A 20,944-nucleotide genomic window follows, 5' to 3' on the forward strand; every position below is an offset into this window, starting at 1 on the left:
TGGTTTTTCATGCCAACGGCCGGTATTATCTGTTGGACTGGAAGTCAAACCATCTGGGAGCCGCCATCAGGCATTATGGACCCGCGGCGCTCGAAAGCGAGATGCAGCGTTCGCTATATGTTCTGCAGTACCACATCTACACCCTGGCCCTGCATCTCTACCTGAAGGCCCGCCTTCCCGGCTATCGGTACGACCGTGATTTCGGCGGTGTCTTCTATCTGTTCATCCGGGGGATCGAACCGACTGCAGGGAATGACTGCGGGGTGTTTTTCGATCGTCCGGAAAAGAGGCTGATCGAGGCACTGGAAAAGGTGCTGCTTCCGGAATAAAATCGTGCTCCACGTTTTTTGGAACGTATCCCGTATGTACAACGACCCTGCACTTGCAAAATCAGAACTTTTCACCAATATAGACACCCGGTTCGCCGGTTTCATGGCCGCTGTGTCCCGCGAAAAGGATGCGGCCGTTCCCCTGGCGGCGGCCCTTGTCAGCCGCAGCCTCCGCAACGGGCACGTCTGCCTCGATTTGGAGGCCTATGCCGAAACGACTCTGAAAGCCGAATCCGTGGACATAGGCGTCATCCGGTGCCCCCCCCTGCAACAATGGCGCAGGCTCCTTTTAAAAAGCGGCCTTACCGGAAGGAGCGGTGAGTACAAACCGCTGGTCCTCGACGATAACAACCGGTTATACTTTCACCGATACTGGGAATACGAACAGCAACTGGCCGACTTCATTCTCGAGCGCGCCTCGCGCACCTTATCCTCCCCCGCCATCGGCGGACAGCCGGCAGAGGCGGTCGGGACCAGCCTGCAACGTCTTTTCCCCGAAAATGACGCCGGGGAAACGAACTGGCAGAAGGTGGCCGCCGCTGTTTCCATGCTGAAACAGCTGTGTGTCATTTCGGGCGGCCCGGGAACCGGAAAAACCCATGCGGTGGCCAGAATTCTGGCATTTCTGCTGGAACAGTACAGGAACGCCGGCAGGGAACTGACCATCCGGATCACCGCACCCACCGGGAAAGCCGCGTCGCGCCTGAGTGCCTCTATCGCGAGCGCCAAACGGGCCATTGCCTGCGAGGCTTCCATCAAGGCCGCCATTCCGGATAACGGCATGACCATCCACCGGCTGCTACAGGCATCTGGGAATGCCGGCCGCTTTCACTACCATGCGGGAAACAGGCTGGCGGCGGATGTGGTGGTCGTGGACGAAGCTTCCATGGTGGATTTGCCCCTGATGACCAAACTGGTCCGATCGCTGCCGGATGACAGCCGGCTTCTGCTTCTCGGTGACCGGGACCAGCTGGCTTCGGTGGAAGCCGGCGCGGTCATGGGGGACATCTGCGGGGAAAGCCGTTCCAATGGTTTTTCGGTCGAGTTCCGCGAACGGGTCAAAACCATCGCCGGTATGGATTTGCCGGCCGATGGTCCCCTGCCGCCGCCCGGACTTCAGGACTGCAGGATCCATTTTTCGAAAAACTACCGCTTCGATGAAAAAAGCGGTATACCAAGGCTGAGTCACGCGGTGAACAGAGGCGATTGCGAAGAGGTCGCAAGCAGCATCGCCGAAAAAATCTATGCGGATGTGCACTGGCAGCCGCTAGACCGGAATGAAAAATGGATCCGGTATATGGAGCAGGAGGTCGTTCGGCACTACGGCCGATTGTCCGCGATGCGTCATCCCGCCGAGGCACTTGCCGGATTGGACCGGTTCAAAATTCTTTGTGCGATCAATCATGGCCGCTACGGCGTCGAGGCCGTCAACGGGCGGGCAGAGGCGGTGCTGGAACGGTTGCATCCTATTGCATACCGCCGGGGCAGGGCTTCAGCAAACTGGTATCACGGGCAGCCGGTGATGATCAGGAAAAACGATCATCGACTCGAACTGTACAACGGCGATTTAGGCATCGTCATGCAAGACCCCGCATCCAACAGCGGCCTGTCGGTGTACTTTGCCGGTGGCGAGAGCGGCATTCGGAGGTTTGCACCCCACAGAATCCCCGAACACGAGACGGCCTACGCCATGACCATTCATAAAAGCCAGGGGTCCGAGTTCGACGAGGTCCTGCTGCTCTTGCCGGAAAAGGATTCTCCGGTTTTGACCCGGGAGCTCATATACACGGGAATTACCCGGGCCAGACAAAATCTGTCGATTTTGTGCTCGCAATCTGCTATAAGCCTTGCCGTATCACGCCGCATTGAGAGGAGATCGGGGCTGGGAGATAAAATCGCAATCGGTGAAAGAGCGGTATTCTATAATGAATAAGTGATTCATCAACTGGAGAACGAACATGCGAAGAACATTAATAAAAGGCACCGGGCGCTATCTTCCCGACAGGCTGGTAACCAACGACGACCTCACGCAGTGGATGGATACGTCCGATGAATGGATCGAGCAGCGCACGGGGATTAAACAGCGGTACTGGATACCCGAGGAGGGAGGTGTCGGCGCTTCCGACCTGGGACTGGAAGCTTCCAAGATAGCCATCGAGAGAGCGGGATGGGCGCCGGAAGAGATCGACCTGATTATCTTTGCCACGTTGAGCCCGGATATTTTCTTCCCGGGTTCGGGCTGTTTGCTCCAGGCGAAACTGGGGCTTGAAACCACGCCGGCGCTGGACATCCGCCAGCAATGCACCGGTTTTCTCTACGGGCTGACCACCGCCGATGCTTACATAAGAAGCGGGTTGGCCGAAAAGATTCTTTTCGTGGGCGCAGAAGTGCACTCCACCGGACTGGACATTTCTACCGCCGGGCGTGACGTGTCGGTTATTTTCGGAGACGGTGCCGCGGCGGTGTGTTTTGAGGCCGGTGAGGGGGAAGAAAGCGTCGGCGTTTTGTCATCGGCCCTGCATGCCCAGGGGGAACTGGCGCGAAGCCTGATGGTGGAAGCGCCGGCATCGAGGGAGATGCCCAGAATAAATGAAAAGATGCTCGCCGAACGCCGACATTACCCCTCCATGGACGGTAAAACCATTTTCAAGAATGCCCTCAAAAGATTGCCGGAGGTCACCAACGAAGCGCTTGCCAAGGCCGGTCTGGCACTGGACGACATCGACCTGTTCATTCCCCATCAAGCCAACCTGCGCATCAACCAGTTTTATCAGCAGTCCATGAAAATCCCCGAAGGCAAGGTGTACAACAACATCGAAAGATACGGCAACACCACCGCTGCAACTATTCCCCTGGCATTGGATGAAGTCATTGAAAAGGGCATGATCACCTCCGGAAGCACCCTGATGTTCCTGGGACTGGGGTCCGGGGTGACCTGGGGGGCCTGCATCTATCGCTTCGCTTAGTAAAAGAGTGGGTGCCTAATTTAAAAAAATTAGACACCCATTCTTTCACGGAAAGCCGCTGCGCGGCTGATGTATGCAAACCTGTACTTTTCTATTTGATTGCCGATTATCCCCCACGAACCATCTGGTGACATAGCCCTTGACAATAAAAGTTATCTTAAAATATTCAAAGGGATATTTGGTGTTAAAGGAAAAATCTTTCAACAAGCCTGCTGTCATAGTCTTGGTGACGTCGTGATCCATTTAAACCGGGCCGGAAAAAGTATCATTCTCTTTCTGGCGCTTTTCATCTTCGGCACCTCCGGATACATGATCATTGAAGGGTGGGATGTTATCGATTCCATGTTCATGACCACCATCACCATGGCAACGGTAGGGTACAGCGAGGTGAACCCGGTCAGCCCGGAGGGCCGTATTTTCACGGTTGTGTTGATTTTATCCGGTGCCGGGTTGTTCCTGTATGTGGCCGGCAGCGCCATGCAGTTCCTCGTCGAAGGACGCTTACGGGCCGTTTTCGGGAGGCGGAAATTGGAAAAAATTATTGCAACGATCAACAATCACTACATTATTTGCGGATATGGGCGCATTGGAAAAGGGCTTTGCCACTATCTTCTCCAGAAGAACCTTGCGGTCCTGATCGTTGAGAAAGACGAAAGCAGAATTCCTGAAATGGAGGCCGACGGCGTCCCCTACATCATCGGTGAAGCCAATGAGGAGGACAACCTGGAAAAAGCTGGCATTAAACGGGCCAGGGGCCTTTTGTCCGTCCTGGGGTCCGACCCCGACAACGTATTCGTTGTGCTGATCAGCAAACAACTCAATCCCAACGTCTATGTGGTGGCCAGGGCGAATCAGGAGATGGCCAAGAAAACCCTGGAGTCGGCCGGAGCGGATAAGGTTATTTCCCCATACGATCTCGGTGCCAGACGGATGGCCCATGCCATTTTAAGACCAACGGTCATTCACTTTCTCGAACTGGCTTTTGCGGACAGGGACACGGACATCAACGTCGAGGAAATTCCGGTGGGTCCGGATTGTGAACTCCTCAATATGACCTTGCTGGACTCGCAAATCCGTCAGAAACTGGATGTGTTGATCATCGCTATCAAGAAATCCGACGGCCGCATGGAATTCAATCCGAAATCACTGAGCAGGATCGAAGCGGGCGACACCATAATCACGGTGGGACAGGCAGCCAATCTGATACAGCTGGAAAAGATGTTAACGTAAACGATGACATTATCGCTTGGCAACAAAAAGCGCATGCTGAGGCGCATAGAAACCACAACTGCAAAAAACGTCCTGCCGCGGCAGGCGTACCCTGAAGACAGGCATGAATTGTCAGGAGCATCGGCCGTCCTTTTCCTGCTGGGGGACAAGCGCGGCGGCAATGGAAAAACCCCGGAGCCGTGTTTGATCCTCAACAAGCGTTCACACAGGGTGCGGCAGCCGGGAGACCTTTGCTGTCCGGGCGGGGGGGTGATGCCGGCGCTGGATCCTCTGCTGGGAAAAGCGCTCAGCCTGCCGGGATTTCCCCTGGCAAAATGGCCGCAGTGGAAAGGCCATCTGGCAGAAAGGCCCGCCCATGCCCGTATGCTGCGGACGTTGTTCTCAACTGCCTTGCGCGAAAGTTTCGAGGAGATGCGCCTGATACCTCTTGATGTCACTTTTCTGGGGCCGCTGCCCTCCCAGGATCTGGTGCTGTTCAAGCGTACCATTTTTCCAATGATCGGCTGGGTCGGTCATCAAAAACATTTTTATCCCAATTGGGAAGTGGCGAAGGTTGTAAACATACCCATCAAAAAATTGTTGGACCCCGCCAATTACGTACGCTACCAGTATGCCTTCTCCGTGCCGGGATCCGGGCGTACCGCCTGGCAGACGTACGACGCTCCCTGCTTTTTGCACCGGCACCATCAGGAAAAGGAGGTGTTGTGGGGAGCCACCTGCCGTATTACGCTCACTTTTCTTAAAATCGTTTTCGATTTCGAGCCCCCCGCGGTCCCAACGCTCCCCGTCGAGCGGGCCCGGCTTGATGCATCGTATGCAAACGGGGCAAGGTCGTGAAATCCGCCGACCGGGGAAAACCCATCCGCAGCATCGCTCTCGTGGCCACTCCCTGGGCGCTTTTCGATCGCCCTTCCATCCAGATAGCGGCCCTTAAAGCCTATCTCGATACGCACCTCCCCGGACTCCAAACGCAGTCCTTGCACCTGTTTCTAAACGTTGCCGACCGATTGGGGTATCAACCCTACGCGGCGCTCTCCCGGCGCACCTGGCTGGCGGAAAGCGTGTATGGGGCGTTGCTGCACCCTGAGCGACTTACGAGAATCGAAAAAATGTATGTACGATACGCCTCCCGAGCGCCCGAATTAAAAAAAATGCCGTTCGATCAACTTGTGAAGCGTGTCGAGAAAATATCAGACCATATCATTGCCGCGCATGACTGGCGGTCCATGGACATGGCGGGCTTCTCCGTTTCGATGTGCCAGCTGACCGCCGCTCTTTATTTTATCCGTAAAATTAAATCGATACATCCGGCCATCAAGGTCGTGGTCGGAGGATCGACCTTTTGCGGGCCGTCCATCACAGCCTATCTGGACCACTTCCGAGACATCGATTTCATTGTGGTCGGCGAAGGGGAGAGCCCCTTGAAAAACCTGCTTGAAAACCTGAACGGCGGTGATGACCGCTCGCGCTCGGCCGCGGTACCGGGAGTCGTTTCGCGTGAAGGCAGCCGGCAAAAAGGCGGCGGTTTCGTACAGCTTGCGAATCTCGACAAACTGCCATGCCCTGATTACACCGAATATTTTCAGCAAGTTGAGCGATTCAGCCCTGAAAAGCGCTTTTTCCCGACCATACCGGTGGAGGCCTCGAGGGGGTGCTGGTGGCGGCATGCGCCGAAACACGTAAACGGAACGGAGGAATCCTCCCCTAACTTGTGGGGGTGTGCGTTCTGTAACCTGAATCTGCAGTGGGACGGCTATCGGAAAAAAGCGCCCAACCGGGTCGCCCGGGAAATCGATACCTTGACGGCCCAACATAAAACCCTCTCCGTGGTTCTTGTGGACAACGTTATTCCCTCGGGCGACATTGCCGAACCTTTCAGAAAAATTATTGAATTAAATAAAGAATTCAAACTGTTCGGAGAGATTCGTGCCGATACGCCCTTGTCTGCGTTGAAACGTATGAAGATGGCCGGCATGCATGAGGTCCAGGTGGGGATCGAGAGCCTCAGCACATCCCTTCTCAAAAAGATGAACAAGGGGACCAGCGTGATTCAAAATGTGGAAATCATGAAACACTGCGAAACGCTGGGATTGAAAAATGTCTCCAATCTGATTCTGAACTTTCCAGGCAGCGATCTCGAAGACATTGCCGAAACCTTGGCAGCACTGACGTACACGCAACCCTTTCAACCGCTCAAACCGGTTAAATTCTGGCTGGGACTGGAAAGTCCGGTGTGGCGGCTCCATCGACGCTACGGCATAAAATCGGTTGCAAACCATCCCGGGTACGGCACGCTTTTTCCGGAAGAGACCGCAAGAAGCCTTCGCTTCATCATCCAGGCCTACCGGGGAGACGTCGTGTTGCAACGCAAGCGGTGGCGCGTCGTGGAAAAAAGTATCGAGGCCTGGCAACACAACTATGCCGCACTGCATTCGCGGCCATTTAGCGGCCCCATCCTCGGATATCGCGACGGAGGCACCTTTCTGATCATCACCCAGCGCCGCCCGAACGAGGAAAGCGCCACCCACCGGTTGACAGGCTTGTCACGAAAAATATATCTGTTTTGTGACACCAACCGTGCCTTTACGCGTATACTGGCGGCATTTCCGGGTCTGGAAGCAGAAAAACTGTCTTCTTTTTTAGAAATGATGCTGGATAAGCGCCTGATGTTCAGAGAAAAGGATCGATATCTCAGTTTGGCATCCCCAATAAAAGCGTGTGCCACGCTTTTGTGAAAAGCGGCCGCATCGCTACTTTTCGGAATGGGCAAATTGATTTCATATGTGCCGGCATTATATTGAGTGGGTTTGGAGTTACATATTCCGGTATTTGTCAATCGCTGCCAATAGTGTTTATCAGCTCGGAGTTTGAGCCATTGCTCTGCCAAACGTTATGATGCGGAAACGAAACGCATATTCCCCGGTGGGACAGGACGCACATGCGGGGTTCGAGAAACTGCGGCGGGACGTCCCCAGGCTTGTGGAAACCCTTCATCTCGGGGATGAAATCGACATTCTCAACTGGTCCGGCGTGGTGGACAAGAAACTGTTGCCGCGTCTGGCCGGGGATTTTCCTCTCGTGGCGGCCATCTGCGGCGGCGGTTCTTCGGGGAAATCGACGCTTTTCAATGCGCTGATAGGGGAGCACGTGTCGCCGACAGGCGGTACGGCAGGCATCAACCGGCGGGTTCTGGCCGCCGTCAGCAAGCGCCGTTTTGGATCGGCAGGGGAGTTTCAGACCCTTTTGGAACCCTTCGGATACCGTCCGCAGCCCCTGGCGGACAAGCACGACCTCGCGTCACCCGGAGATCTGCTCTACGTGCTGAAAAACAAGGTTCCGCCCAACCTCATTTTACTGGACACCCCCGATTTCGACACGGGGTTGAAGGGCGCTTACACCAACCGTGAAATGACCCGGCAGGCCCTGGAACTTTCCGATATATTTATCTATATATTTACCAACGCCAATTACAACAATCGCGACAACACCGATTTCGTTTCCGAAATGCTCTCCGATATCGGACGACGAAAATGCTACCTCGTCTATCGGGTTTACGCAAGCTATGGGGACCAGGAGATCCTCGGGCATGCCCGGACCGTGGCCGGCAACCTTTACGGGAAATCGGCCGATGAATACGTGCTAGGTATCTACAGAGCCGACGAGGACAACCGGGTGGCGGCCGATGAAAAGTTCATGGCTCTGGGCCCGGTAGACGGAAAGACACGCGACTCGCTGACCGATGAACTCGAACGTATGGATACCGCTGCGCTGCGCTCGGAACTGGTTGCATCGGTGTACGAAGACGCTCTGACTTTTGCCCGGGACGCCACCGCGCAAGCGAGAGATTCCCGTGAAAGGTTGTGTTTCTACCGGGACGTCCTGCAGGCGGCCCAAAGCGTCAGTGTCCAGGATGCGCTTCAGCACCTCCCTCTGGAGCCTGTTTTGAAGCGTTTTACCGACATCTGGTACGCAGGCGACCCCGGATATCTCAAAGTGATGCGTAAAACCGGACGGTTTGTCGACGCACCGCTTAGAGCGGCGGTGAGTGCCGCCAAATGGATAACCGGGAAAAAACGCGCGCAAAAGAACCCCGACGCCCACCTGAATGAATTTCCCGAGCAGTTCGAAGAGGATCTTTTGGTGGCCGTCAACAACCTCAGGCGCCAGGCGGTGGGGCCGGAATTGTCCGTAGCGCTGCAGGCCAATGACCCTGCCGCACGCGCGATGGTGCGCATGGCTCGGGGCGCGGGCTCCCGCAAGGACGATCGCCCGGGTGAACGCGTGCATGCCCAGGGCGCTTCCAGGGGAAAGCTCACGTTTACGGCCAAGACGCACACAGCGATAACCCAAGCCCAGGAAAAGCTGAAAACGAAGGACTGGCAAACAACCCTGGATGCGGTCGTGGCCGACGGAGCCCGGATTGCCGACATTCCCGGTCACATCGATGGCGAACTGCGGCAATTGGCAGCCCATTTCAGGGAAACCATGGGTTTCATATCGAGGGTCAGACAGACGTTTTCGGCCTTGCTGACCGTGCTGCCGGCAACGGCCGCCATGACGTATATTCTGACGACCGGAGACCCGGTGGGAGCGGTCGGGATCAAGGTCAAGCTGGCGGGGTTGTTCGGCCTCAAGGACCTGTACGCGCTGGTAGCCATCCCGGCCACCACAGGGTTGAACAGGGCCGACAGAAAACAGCTGGAGTTCATGCTGGTACCCATCACCCGCACCTGGCTGAACGACAAGCTGGGAAGCGTTCAGTCGCTGTTCGAAAAGGAGATAACCGGAGAAATTATAGCGGCTGCCAACCAGGCCCTGGATGCATCCCGAGAGCTCATTGACAATATCGAGGACGCCATGAAACGATTGAACCGCGAACGATAGACCCATTGTCATAAGTTTGTTTCGATTGAAACTGGATATAGGGACGGCCATGCACGCCATTCAAAACGTTTTTCTGGCAACCACTCTAAACGCTGGCTTGCCGTGCGGTCGGCGAACGCGTCAGCATGCATGCGATACCTTGCCGCCGAGGGAGAACGACAGATGCACACTGCTGAAAAAATAAAGGCGCTGGGCCTCATAGAGGCGTACAAACGGGAAATCGACGATCTTTGCGCCCAGTTGACCGACCTGCCGCAATGGACGCCGGCGGCGGCTTTGAAGAGGGAGTGCCGGGAAGTGCTTCAGCGCATGGGCAGCCTGAAGGAGCGCTTCGACCGCAAACCGGTGGTCACCATTATCGGACCGGGGGGGGCCGGAAAATCGACGCTGATGAACGCCCTTGCCGGCAAAGACGACCTCTCCGCATCCGGGAATAGGCGCCCGACGACTGAAAAACCGGTCGTGCTGTGCCGGGAACAGCGGGATGCCGACGGGTTGCTCGATGCGCTCGGCGATCCTTCTGCGGGGGTGATTATCGATAGTGACAGCGCCTTTCTCGAGGATTTCATCCTGATCGACACCCCGGACACGGACAGCAACGCGCAACGCCGGCACATACCCATGGTTCGAAATGCCGTCAAGGGCTCGGATGTCCTGTTGTGCGTTTTCAATGCCGAGAACCCCAAGACCAGGGATCACGTGGATTTTTTTTCCGATTACATTCCCTATTTCGATGGCGATGCCCTGATCGGCATATTGAACAAGTGCGATAGAATCGATGCCGGCGAATTGAAAGAGGCCATCGTTCCCGGCTTTCAAAGCTATATCGCCGAAGCCTGGGACCGGCCGCTGCAGTCGCTTTTCTGCATTTCCGCCAGACGTCACCTGGCACGACCCGCCTGGGACGCAAACGCCATGCCCCGTCATGACTTTGACGAGTTCGACGCGCTTTTGCGGATGCTGGCGCAGCGTTTTCAGCATCCCGAGGCCGGGTCGGAGAACCGCGTACAAAATGCCCGGCACCTGCACGACTTCATGCTGAACGAAGTGCATGCAAGCGTTGCGGATCACCGGGGAAAGCTGCTGGAGGCGCAGGCGTCCGCCGCCGGGGCGGAACAGGCCGGACTGCAGGGTGCGCTCGCCGCCATGAGAGACGAGGGCGGCGGCCAGGGACTCGGGCTGAATGTCCTCTTGTATCAAAGGCTCGCCAACCGCTGGTTGGGGCCCGTTGGCTGGACCATCGCCGTCTGGGCGCGGCTGTTGATTTTCGGCACGGGGCTCGTGAACATGTTCAGGTTCGGCAACCCCTTGAGGCAACTTTTGGGGGTGCTTTCATCCGTACGGCATTTCAAGGATGCCCGGGTCCATGTTGAAGATGCGGAAAAAAACCGACGCGTGGGCGCGGCCATGCGTCAGTACCGTGTTGCCGTCGCCAAACAATGGCCGGAAATTGCGGAAAAACTGATTAAGGGGGGCTTTCACCCGACCGTCAGACATCTCGAACGAACCATGCCCGCAGGCAGTGAACTGGATGACGCCCTTAACGACATGTGGCAGGGCGCCCTGCAGGGCGCCCTCGAACGTTCAGCGAAGATTTTCAGCCATTTCATCCTGCAGGTGCTCTTCAACCTGCCGGTCTTGGCTTTGCTGGCACATATCGGCTGGCTGACCGTGCGGCACTATTTGCGCGGCGACTACCTCACATCGGACTTTTTCCTGCACGCCTTCATCATGGTGGCGATCGTTCTGTTGCTGGCGTTTTTTCTGCTTCAGATATGCGTGCGCCTCTTTTCAAGGCCGGAGCAGATCGTCGGCCGCGCTTTTAACCGCATTCAGAAACAGGTGGACCCGCTTCAGCAGCTTACCGCCAATCCGCTTTTTGAACAGGTCGAGGCCGTTTTGTTGCTGGACAGCCGTGGGCGGCAGGACTGACTTGAAGAAAAGGTTCGACATGTGGAAAAAGAGGGTTCGAGGGATCCAGGGTCCATTGGGATCTATCTTTGCCGGGCACTTCTGGAAATTCCCGGCGGGCGTTTGGTAAACGTATTCAGAGAAAGGTATCATGATTGTTATTACGACTCACCGCAACACGGATTTCGATGCACTGGCATCGGTCATGGCCGGCACCCTGTTGTACCCCGGCGGGCTGCCGGTGATTCCCAGGAACGTGAACCCCAATGTCAAAGCGTTTCTTTCCATCCACAAGGATATCTTCAAATTCAGCACCGTGGATATGCTGAACCTGGACGCTGTCGAAAAACTGGTGGTGGTGGATGTGAACCGATGGGAGAGATTGGGGGGGCTGAAAGCCCTCAGGGGCCGCGACAACCTCGAGGTGGTCATTTGGGACCACCACATGAGCTCAGGCAATATCGATGCGCATTGGATCTGCCACGAAAAAACGGGTTCGACCATTACGCTGATGGTTCGGGAGTTGAAAAAGAAACGCAAGCTCATCACCCCGATGCAGGCGACGCTGTTTTTGACGGGCCTTTATGAGGACACCGGCAACCTGACGTTTTCATCGACCACGGCCGAGGATGCCTATACAGCCGCCTGGCTGATCGAAAGGAAGGCGGATCTTTCCATCGTGAACACGTTTCTGAAACCGGCCTACGGCGAGAAACAGAAAAACATCCTGTTTCGGATGCTGCAGTCGGCCGAACGGAAGGATCTGAACGGATACAAGGTCAGCTTGTGCAGGGTTGCCGTCAACGGTCATGTCGACAGCCTTGCGGTGGTGGTACGCATGTTCAGGGAAATCCTCAATCTTGACGCCGCGTTCGGCCTGTTTATGGATAACAAACGTGACATCTGCATGGTTATCGGCCGCGGCAACGACGCGACGGCCCTTGACATCGGTTCCATCATGAAGGGGCTCGGGGGGGGCGGGCATCCGGGCGCCGGCTCGGCCATGCTTAAATCGGTCAGCCCGGCCGCCGTGGAAGAACTGATTGTCGGCCTGATCACCGGCAATCAGACGTCTTCCATTCAAATCAGCGATATCATGTCATTTCCGGTGGCTACCGTGGATGCCGGCGTCTCCATGGAAAAAACCGCCTCCATATTGCGCAGCAAGGGGTGCACGGGCCTTCCCGTGGTGGAGGACGGCAAACTGGTGGGCGTCATTTCACGCCGGGATTTTCGAAAAATCAAGAAGGAGTCCAGCCTCAAAGCACCGGTCAAGGCCTACATGAGCCGCAACATCGTCACCATCGAGCCCGGCAAAAGCCCCATGGAGGCGTCGCGCCTCATGGTGAAGCATGACGTCGGCCGGCTGCCGGTTGTCGAAGGGGGCAGGCTTATCGGCATCGTCACCCGCTCCGACGCAATGATGTATTTTTATGACCAGCTGCCGGACTAATACCAATGAAATTTTTTGTTCCCATTAACCCAAGCACTGCGTTTTGCCTGATTGCCGAACTGACAGATACATTTCCGACAACCATAAAATTTCATTGGAAATATCGCTTACGCGTCTGTATCATTTGTGATTTTAAACAATCTTCTTTTCGTTTCCCTTTCACGAATCGTTGCATCGTCGAGCCATTTTTTCAGTTTCTCCAAGCCCTCTGCCGTGCTCACCCGCGGTTTATAGCCCAAGTCCCGTTTCGCGGCGCTTATATCGTACCAGTTGGCGCTGGATAATTCGTGTGCCAGAAAGCGCGTCATCTTCGGTTCCGATTTCAGCCGCAACGCCTTGTAGATCAATTCGAGCACGGCGCCCACCAGATATGCGGTGCGTTTTGAAACGGATCTGGCCACGGGCGGTTTGCCGCCGGCCTCCAGGATACGGTTGATCATGTCCCACAGATAGACGGGTTCCCCCTGGCTGATAAAATAGACATTACCGGACAGTTGGGGATTTTTTTGCAGGGCGTCACCCGCCAGCAGGTGTGCGTCGGCGGCATTGTCGATGTATATGGTGTCGGACAGGTTCTTCCCGTCGCCGACCCTGACGATTTTGCCCGACCACTCGAGAATGCGGGGGATGAGGTGGTTGTCCCCCGGCCCCCATATCAAGTGCGGGCGCAGGGAGATGGTTTTCAGATGGTCATCGGCAGCCGCAATGACCATCTTTTCAGCCATGGTCTTGGTTGCCTGGTATGCGTTATGACTCGCGGGCGGGTAGGGCACCGATTCGTCGACACCCTCCATGGACCCGTTTTTGCTGTAAATGACATTGGGCGAGCTGGTGTGAACAAGCAGAGGAACCCCTTGTCGCCGACACGCCTCGATGACATTTTTCGTGCCTAGAACATTGGGCGGATAGTATTCTTCGTAGGCCCCCCAAAAACCCGCCTTGGCAGCCACATGAAAGACGATGTCCCGGCCCCGGCAGGCGTCGTCGACGGCTTTTGCATCGGCGAGGTCGCCCTGAATCTGTGCTACACCGAGCCGTTCGAGATCGCTGTAGCGGTTTCGCGAAAACGAGAACACGCGGTCCTTCCGCTCCAGCAGCCCTTTCACGACGGCTTTGCCTAAAAAACCGCCACCGCCGGTCACCAGTACGCTGCGCGGCGACTTCTGTTTTTCGTCGCTGTCAGTCATTGTCGATTACTGGTTGAATATTGAAGGTTACCTATTACCACGAAATCACGAAAGTGAAAAAACACGGACCGGTAAAATCAAAATAAAGCCGTGGCCAAGCCACAACCAAAAGAAACTGGGCTGATTTTTTTAAAAGGGTCCACCCCGAAAAATCAGCCCAGTTTCTTTTGGGCCCACACGGCCAGTTTTTCCCTGAAAATTTTTGAATTGTGCCTTATATCCACCGGAAATGACTTGTGAAAAAGAAATGTGTCGATTTCGGCGGTCATAACGTTGCCCTTGGCCAGTGCCGACAGATCTTCCAGCAGCTTCTTCTTGCCTGCGCCTGCCATTCGTATCCTCGAGGCGTTTTTTTCCAGTTCCAGGCAAATGACCGGTTTCCGGTTTCCTGCCGGGCCGACGCCCACCAGGGCGCTTCGAAAAACATCCGGGTGGTTGTTGAATATGGCTTCACAGGGAACGGTAAAAAGCGTCTCCTTGGCCGTGACCACCCGATGGCTCTTGCGGCCGCAGAACCAGAGACGCCCTTCACCGTCGAACCAGCCCAGGTCACCCATTCTGTGCCAGATGGTGTCACCGTCGGGAATCTTGCCCAACCGGTCCTGTCCCGGCCTCCGAAAATATTCGCGGGTAACCCGTTCCCCCTGCACGGCGATCTCGCCGATTTCGCCCTCGGGCAGGGCCAGGTTTTCGGACCATTCCGCAATGGGATCATCGTTGATGCGAATGATTTTGACCGTCACGCCGTCAATGGGATAACCGACGCAAATGCCGAACCCTTTTTCACTCAACTGCCGCGTTTTGGACAGCACTTCATGGCTGCCGACGGCGGCAACCGGCATGGCCTCGGTGGCGCCGTAGCCCGGGAATATCTGTGTATCATCGTTGAGCATGCAGCTGAAACATTCCAGAATTTCCGGCAGAACCGGAGCTCCCGCGGATATTACTCTTTTCAGCGAGGGCAGCCTGATGCCGTTGTCACGCCCGAACCGACCCACCCGGTTCAGCAAGGCGGGCGAGGCGAACATGTTGGTGACGCCATTGCGCAGGACGGCCTCTATAATTTTTCGCGGGTCGACCCTGGCCGGCTGGGTGGGGTCCATGTCCGGAATGACGGCCGTCATGCCCAGGGCAGGGTCGAAAAGTGCGAACAGGGGATAGGTCGGGAGATCGATTTCACCGGGCTGGATGTCGAAATGATCGCGGATGCCGGTCAATTGGGCGTCGAATATGCCGTGCGTGTAGACAACGCCTTTGGCCGGGCCGGTGCTGCCGGTCGTGAAGAGGATAGCGGCGGTTTCATCCCTGGCGGTTTCGGCAATGGGAAACCGTTTCCAGGGGGTTTTCCTGATATCTCCAAACGAAAATCCCTTCCAGAACCATTTCCTGCCCACGGTCACCGCTATTTTTACACTTTGAAAAAATTTCGGATAAAGCGTTCGGAGCGCGTGGGCCGGAGGGATGCCGATAAGGGCCGTGGCCCGGCTCTCTTTCAGACAGGCAAGCATCCGCTTGACGCCCATGCCGGGATCCACCACCACGGGCACGGCCCCGACCTTGAAAAGGGCGAAAGTGAGAGCAAAAAAGGCCGGTCCGGGCTTGACCATCAGGATGGTTCGGATTCCCCTCCTGATACCTGCGGCGACAAGGCCGTGGGCCAAGCAGTCCGATTCCCTGTCCAATTGCCGGAACGTCAGGTGCGTGTAAAGCGCGTTCCCGGTTTTGTCCCGGCCGGCCGGACTGATAACGGCACGCGTGTACGGCTGCTGCCTGGCCGCTTCGGCCAGATAAACGGCTACATTCACGAAATCGGAATCGGTATCTTTCATATTATAAATAATAACTTTGGGTTAATATTATATATATAAACCTTAACATGAATCTGGCAACACCGGATGACCGACGATCCACGCCCTTCGTCACCGGGTTCACCTGTTCAAGAACACTTTCATTGCGGCGATAACTTCCGTGGCAGCATCCTCCAACACATAGTGCCCTGCATCGGGAAACGTATGGATTTCGGCGTCCGGAAAACGTTTTTGCCACTCAACCAGGTAATCCATGTCGAACACGAAATCTTTTTCTCCCCACAGGATCAGCATGGGGATTTTTTTCAATACCGCCAGCCGGCGGTCGGATTCGGCGACAACAGCGTAGCTGGCATCGCCGGGAAACAAAGGAATGTCCTGCACGAACGTTAGGGTCGCGATACGGTTTTTCCAGGAGTTGTAAGGTGCTGTCAGGCCGTTTTTAACATCGTGCCGGAGGCCTTTTGCCGAGCACATGGACAAAGCCGCCCGTGAAAACAGGTTGAAGCCCAGAACGGCCGGTGTCCCAACCCATGCCAGGCGGCGGATAATCCATATCCGCAAGGGGATCTTCTTCCCGTTGGGAGGGAGGAAGGCCGCCGTGTTCAATAGGATTATTTTATCTATATTTTCGATATGCCGGAGGGCATAGGCACATCCGATCATTCCGCCCCAATCGTGCAGTACGAGGGTGATTTTTTTCTCTATGTTCAGCGTGTGTAAAAAGATCTCCAGGTCGGCAATGCGTCTTTGCAGGGTATAGTCATATCGATCCGGACGCGGTTTTTCGGAAAGTCCGCATCCGATGTGATCCGGAGCGATCATGCGTCGTTTGTCGGCAAAGGCTTTGATCACTTCACGGAAATAAAACGACCAGGTGGGATTGCCGTGGAGCATGACCACAGGGTCACCCGTCCCCTCGTCCACGTAATGGTATTGGAAGCCGTTGACCTCCATGTAGTTGGATTCGAAGGGGTACAGATGCCTGAAGGGCGTCAGGTCGATGTTGTGCTGATATGTCAAAGCAATCCCTTATGAAGCCTTTAAAGCAGTTGGCTATTGTCTCTGGATGCCTGCCTTCGCACGCATGACGCTGAAAAAGCCTACGACTAAAATAACTAATATAATATGCGGTTTAAAATAGCAGTCTTTTTTGCTTGAGAAAAAGGCTACCATTTTAAACCGAGCATCATGCAGTTTAAACCGCTTCCTATTCCCAGCATGCCGACAATGTCTCCCGCTTCCAGGAAACCGCGTTCGGCCGCCAAGGCCGCCGTAATGGGCAGGGACACCGTCCCGATATTGCCCAGGTATCGAAATGTCGTAAAGTCCTTTTCCTTTTCGACACCGATGGATCGCAGCAACGTGTCCTGGTGTGTGGCCCCTACTTGGTGACACACCACCTTGTCCGGCCGGCCCTCTTCGAGGTTAAGCTCGCGCTTGAAGGCGGCGAAGGTCTCGATGCCCAGGGACACCCCATTCTGCAGAACCCCGACCGAGTCGGTGTTCATGACCTGCCGGCCGGAGGCGGGCAGATCGTTGTCGGGCCCCCAGGTGCACAGGGCATGGTGCTCGAGGGCCGAGCGGAATACACCGCCCAGGAGCCGCGGGCCCGATTCGAGCAGGTCGGATCTGGCCAGCACGACGGCGACCGCTCCCGACCCGCCGGTGAGAGTGGCCACGGTTTGCTTGAAAACCGCCATGCTGAGCGAATCGAGGAGACGCTCGACGGTGGCCTCGACGATTTGCCGGGCGGATTCGCAGGACAGGACGATGCCCGCCCGGATGTGTCCCAACTCGATGGCATTGGCGACCTGCACCATGCCGTTGACGATTCCCAGGCAGGCGTTGGAAACGTCATACACAAGCGTCTCGGGTCCCAGTCCCAGGCCGTCGGCGACGGCACAGGCCGTGGCCGGTTCCAGATTTTCACGACAGACGCCGCCGTAGACCAGCATCTGTATGGCATCCAGGGGCAGATTGCAGGTGTCGATCGCCTTTTGACCGGCTCGAATGGCACCGGTGGAAATCTTGAAATCCCGATCCCAGAAGCGCCTTTCACGAATACCGGTGAGGGATTCCAGCTGCCCCTTTTTAAAATGCAGTTCCCGGTACAGGGGCTCCAGCCGGTTTTCGAGGTCCGCCGAGGTGACGACATTGGGCGGCAGTTCGTAGCCGAAAGCGGCGATGGATACGTTGGTGTATTTCATATTCTTATTCTTTTAATTTCAAGGAAAAATTCTCCATTTTATATATCACAAGACCGTCCACACGCAAGAGTCCATCGGCGACGAGCAAGGGGGACGGGTTGTCCCGGCGCCGGGTGACGGCGGCCTCGACGGTAACCTCGCTGTTTGCGGGCAATACCTGCCCCCGGTAGGTCCAGGCATGCGCGCCGTTGCCGGCAAGGGACCAGTTACCCCGGTCCGAATCCGTCCACTGATCGATGGCCATGTATTTCAAAAGCTGAAAAAGCGATTCCAGGCCGAGCGATCCCGGGCAGACCGGATCCTGAAAAAAATGGGCCCTGAAAAACCACTCTCCGGGATCGACCGTTTTAACGGCTCTGATATACCCGAGGCCGTGCGGCCCACCGCGCGGCCGGTAGTCTTCGATTCTGTCGATCATTCGCAGGGCCTTGGCCGGCATGGCCCTCTGCAACGGCGCCGGATATCGCTCGTCATCCGGTGTCAGGGGAGGGTGGTCCTCCAGCGTCTCGGCCCCGACGCCCGCCTGTCCATCCGGCACCCAGGGGTAGTCAGGCGGCAGATCGCGGGAACGGATGCCCACCTGAGCCGCAAGGGCCTTTTTAGTGAAAAAACCGAAATTGGTTTCTCCGTGGTACACGGGTTCGTTGCCGCGCAGCACCTCGAATTCGAAGGCCTCGATGAGCATGTCGCTCACTTCGGAAAACCGTGTGAGACGGGAACGCACGGTAAGGGTGCAGGATTCGGGCGGGAGATCCCGCAAAAGCGTGGCCTTGCCGTCCAGGTTTCGAAAATGCAGACCCTTTTCACTTTTGAGTGCGGAACCCATGTAGGCTGCCAGCCAACCGCATGGCTGCAGGGCGATTTCATTCAGTATGCAGTAAGGCAGCATGGGAATACGGTTGGCCCGGAAGTACCAGGCTAATGGATCGACATCCACTTCCGACGTGACCCAGCCGTCCGGTTCCAGCAGCCACGGACTGGGCTCCACGGCGATGACCCGGTCCATGAGAAGATAGGGCGGGCGCGGCAGCCTGGCGATGAAGCGCCCCCGGTCGAAAGGACGGTAGGGGGCGCCGAAAACATCGGCCGGGCTGCCGGAGGCAAACGCCTCCAGCATTTGGCGGGTAAACGGAGGCGCCGTCTTAAGCGGTTCGGCCGTTAACACCGCAACATCCTCCCGGGCAGCGGCGCCTCTGGCCTGCTGCCAGAAACGTTCGATCTCTCCACGGTTGGTATTGCTCAACCGCATGCCGATGTCCTGGAAGTAGACGATCTTTCTACCGTCGGCGTACATGTTGGCATCGGCAACGGCAAACGGTTCCGGCCCGTACCCCAGTTGTTTGATTTCGATTTCATAGATCACATGGCGTGTTTTCGGCGTGACCGGCCCCCGGCACTTGAGGACGCTTTCGATATTCATGACCGGTTCATAACGTGCGTTCCGGTTGTCCGTGACCCACCCGATGCGCTGGAGAAAAATCCTCAGGGTGTGGGCGCAGCATTCATACATCAGGGTTCCGGGCATGACCATATCGTCGACAAAATGACAGGTCAGAAACCAGTCATCGGGATGGATGTCGGCTTCGGCACGAATCAGACCGTTTTCGAACCGCCCGCCCCGGGGATCGAGGAGCAGAACGCGGTCGATGAGCCGCATACGGCCGCCGGGCAGGCGCAATCCCTCGGCAATGTCGACATCGTGAAAACCGTCGCCAAAACATGCGGAAAGATCACCTCTGCGCAGGGCTTCAAGACGCTCGTCGGGGTAATGCTCCCTGGAAACCGGTACCAGGTGATCGCAGGGGCAACCGTTTCCGATACGATCGTCCGCGCGTTCCCTGGGCGCATCCACAATGCCGCCCGAGCCGGAAACTTCGGCTTCGGTGAAAAAACCGGCACAGCCGTTTTGCATGGAAATCAACAACTCTTCACCGATGGTTCCCTTGAAATTGAAGAAAAACAGATAGGTCTCACCCTGGCGCAGAAATTTTTCGATTTCGATGCGGTACTGGATCGTGTCACCCGGGCAGGGCAGGCCCCGGTGAAAGGTCACCGTGGCGTCCAGGAGACGGTAGGCCCTGCTGCCTTTGACCACGTGGTCGATGCCCAGGTACGAACTGAGGAAGAGATCTGCCTGGCCGGCTTCCACGGATATGCAGACAGGCGCCCGGTTACCGTCCAGATACCATGCGCCGGGCAGCACGTCGTGTTCGGTGACGATGTTGCCGTGACGTAAGGAGCCCTTTTCACCCTCGATGGAGAGGATGCGGTCCACCAGCATCAGGGGGTCGTCCGGCAGCCGGACACGCACCGGATAGGTGTCCACCACGGCGAATTCCGGTCCTAACACCTTGGCCACCGACCCGACGGCGAATTCCATGCAATCCTCACGCGAAAAGGCAGCTTTTTTTAACCCTTTGCGAAGGGGGCCGGGCAATGCGTCCGCCGGACGTTTCCCGGTGGCCGAAGCTCCGGGGGCGGTCTGCGACAGGTTGGCATCGTCCGGTTCGGGATGGGTGAGACCGGCCTCGAGCAATTTGGCCTGCAGTTCGAGGGCCTGCGCATAGGAACGGGATATGTCGTCCGCGAGGCTCAGAAAGCGTTCGTGGGCGTCCGCGGTCTGCTGTACGACGGCGTTGAATGCGTCCAGCACGTCGCGGCCGGCTGCATCCAGCATCTCTTTTTCCTGACCCGGCGGGTCGGGCAACGGTTTTTCGCGTTTCATCAAAACGGGCGCCGGCGCCTCTCTTCCCGTGTAAACTTTCATCAGACGTCCGGCAGGCTGCACCCGGTCGCTGTTCAACCACGCTATTGTTTCGGCCGGGTAGGCTTCATCCCCATACAACGGCGTGAGGTCGACGGGCACCCTTTCGGCTGTCAAGCGCATCAAGCACTTCAGAAAGGCAAACACTTCGTCACGGCTGCGGTCGCCGGCCGACACCGCCACATGGGGACGGTTTTTTAGA

14 protein-coding genes are annotated in these 20,944 nt (G+C 56.5%); 9 read left to right on the forward strand and 5 right to left on the reverse strand.

All coding sequences use genetic code 11. The features are described 5' to 3' along the window. The 9 genes from LJE94_19140 to LJE94_19180 all read left to right on the forward strand — a co-directional run. Positions 1-329 (forward strand): hypothetical protein (locus LJE94_19140; GenBank protein ID MCG6912213.1); only part of this gene is annotated, 329 nt, incomplete at its 5' end. Between the two features lie 34 nt (positions 330-363). Then, the gene (gene recD, locus LJE94_19145; protein ID MCG6912214.1) at positions 364-2,262 is read left to right on the forward strand and encodes an exodeoxyribonuclease V subunit alpha; all 1,899 of its coding nucleotides are present in this window, start codon (positions 364-366) and stop codon (positions 2,260-2,262) included. A 25-nt stretch (positions 2,263-2,287) separates the two neighbouring features. After that, positions 2,288-3,295: a ketoacyl-ACP synthase III gene (locus LJE94_19150; protein ID MCG6912215.1), complete on the forward strand. Its 1,008-nt coding sequence runs from the start codon at positions 2,288-2,290 to the stop codon at positions 3,293-3,295. A 234-nt stretch (positions 3,296-3,529) separates the two neighbouring features. Continuing rightward, complete coding sequence (locus LJE94_19155; GenBank protein MCG6912216.1) at positions 3,530-4,525, forward strand: potassium channel protein; 996 nt, start codon at positions 3,530-3,532, stop codon at positions 4,523-4,525. A gap of 3 nt (positions 4,526-4,528) precedes the next feature. After that, positions 4,529-5,362 (forward strand): CoA pyrophosphatase, encoded by an 834-nt coding sequence (locus tag LJE94_19160; protein MCG6912217.1) that lies wholly within the window; start codon positions 4,529-4,531, stop codon positions 5,360-5,362. Continuing rightward, positions 5,359-7,260, forward strand: a complete 1,902-nt coding sequence (locus LJE94_19165) for a RiPP maturation radical SAM C-methyltransferase (GenBank protein MCG6912218.1) — start codon at positions 5,359-5,361, stop codon at positions 7,258-7,260. The genes LJE94_19160 and LJE94_19165 overlap by 4 nt, the downstream gene beginning before the upstream one ends. Positions 7,261-7,447: 187 nt before the next feature. Continuing rightward, positions 7,448-9,409: a dynamin family protein gene (locus LJE94_19170; GenBank protein ID MCG6912219.1), complete on the forward strand. Its 1,962-nt coding sequence runs from the start codon at positions 7,448-7,450 to the stop codon at positions 9,407-9,409. A gap of 162 nt (positions 9,410-9,571) precedes the next feature. Beyond that, positions 9,572-11,341: a 50S ribosome-binding GTPase gene (locus LJE94_19175; protein ID MCG6912220.1), complete on the forward strand. Its 1,770-nt coding sequence runs from the start codon at positions 9,572-9,574 to the stop codon at positions 11,339-11,341. A 130-nt stretch (positions 11,342-11,471) separates the two neighbouring features. Next, positions 11,472-12,773, forward strand: a complete 1,302-nt coding sequence (locus LJE94_19180; protein MCG6912221.1) for a CBS domain-containing protein — start codon at positions 11,472-11,474, stop codon at positions 12,771-12,773. Positions 12,774-12,880: 107 nt separating this feature from the next. Here LJE94_19180 and LJE94_19185 read toward each other — a convergent pair whose 3' ends face one another. From LJE94_19185 to LJE94_19205, 5 genes are all read right to left on the reverse strand, one after another. Beyond that, positions 12,881-13,960: an NAD-dependent epimerase/dehydratase family protein gene (locus LJE94_19185; GenBank protein MCG6912222.1), complete on the reverse strand. Its 1,080-nt coding sequence runs from the start codon at positions 13,958-13,960 to the stop codon at positions 12,881-12,883. Positions 13,961-14,112: 152 nt separating this feature from the next. After that, the gene (locus LJE94_19190; GenBank protein MCG6912223.1) at positions 14,113-15,789 is read right to left on the reverse strand and encodes an AMP-binding protein; all 1,677 of its coding nucleotides are present in this window, start codon (positions 15,787-15,789) and stop codon (positions 14,113-14,115) included. A gap of 99 nt (positions 15,790-15,888) precedes the next feature. Continuing rightward, on the reverse strand, positions 15,889-16,791 hold the full coding sequence (locus LJE94_19195) for an alpha/beta fold hydrolase (GenBank protein ID MCG6912224.1): 903 nt from the start codon (positions 16,789-16,791) through the stop codon (positions 15,889-15,891). 146 nt (positions 16,792-16,937) lie between these two features. Continuing rightward, positions 16,938-17,978 carry a 3-oxoacyl-ACP synthase III gene (locus tag LJE94_19200; GenBank protein ID MCG6912225.1) on the reverse strand — a complete coding sequence of 347 codons (1,041 nt, stop codon included), beginning with the start codon at positions 17,976-17,978 and terminating at the stop codon, positions 16,938-16,940. A gap of 4 nt (positions 17,979-17,982) precedes the next feature. Beyond that, the coding region (locus LJE94_19205; protein ID MCG6912226.1) for a type I polyketide synthase at positions 17,983-20,944 on the reverse strand (2,962 nt) is incomplete at its 5' end.

The organism is Deltaproteobacteria bacterium, assembly GCA_022340465.1.
GTDB lineage: Bacteria > Desulfobacterota > Desulfobacteria > Desulfobacterales > B30-G6 > JAJDNW01.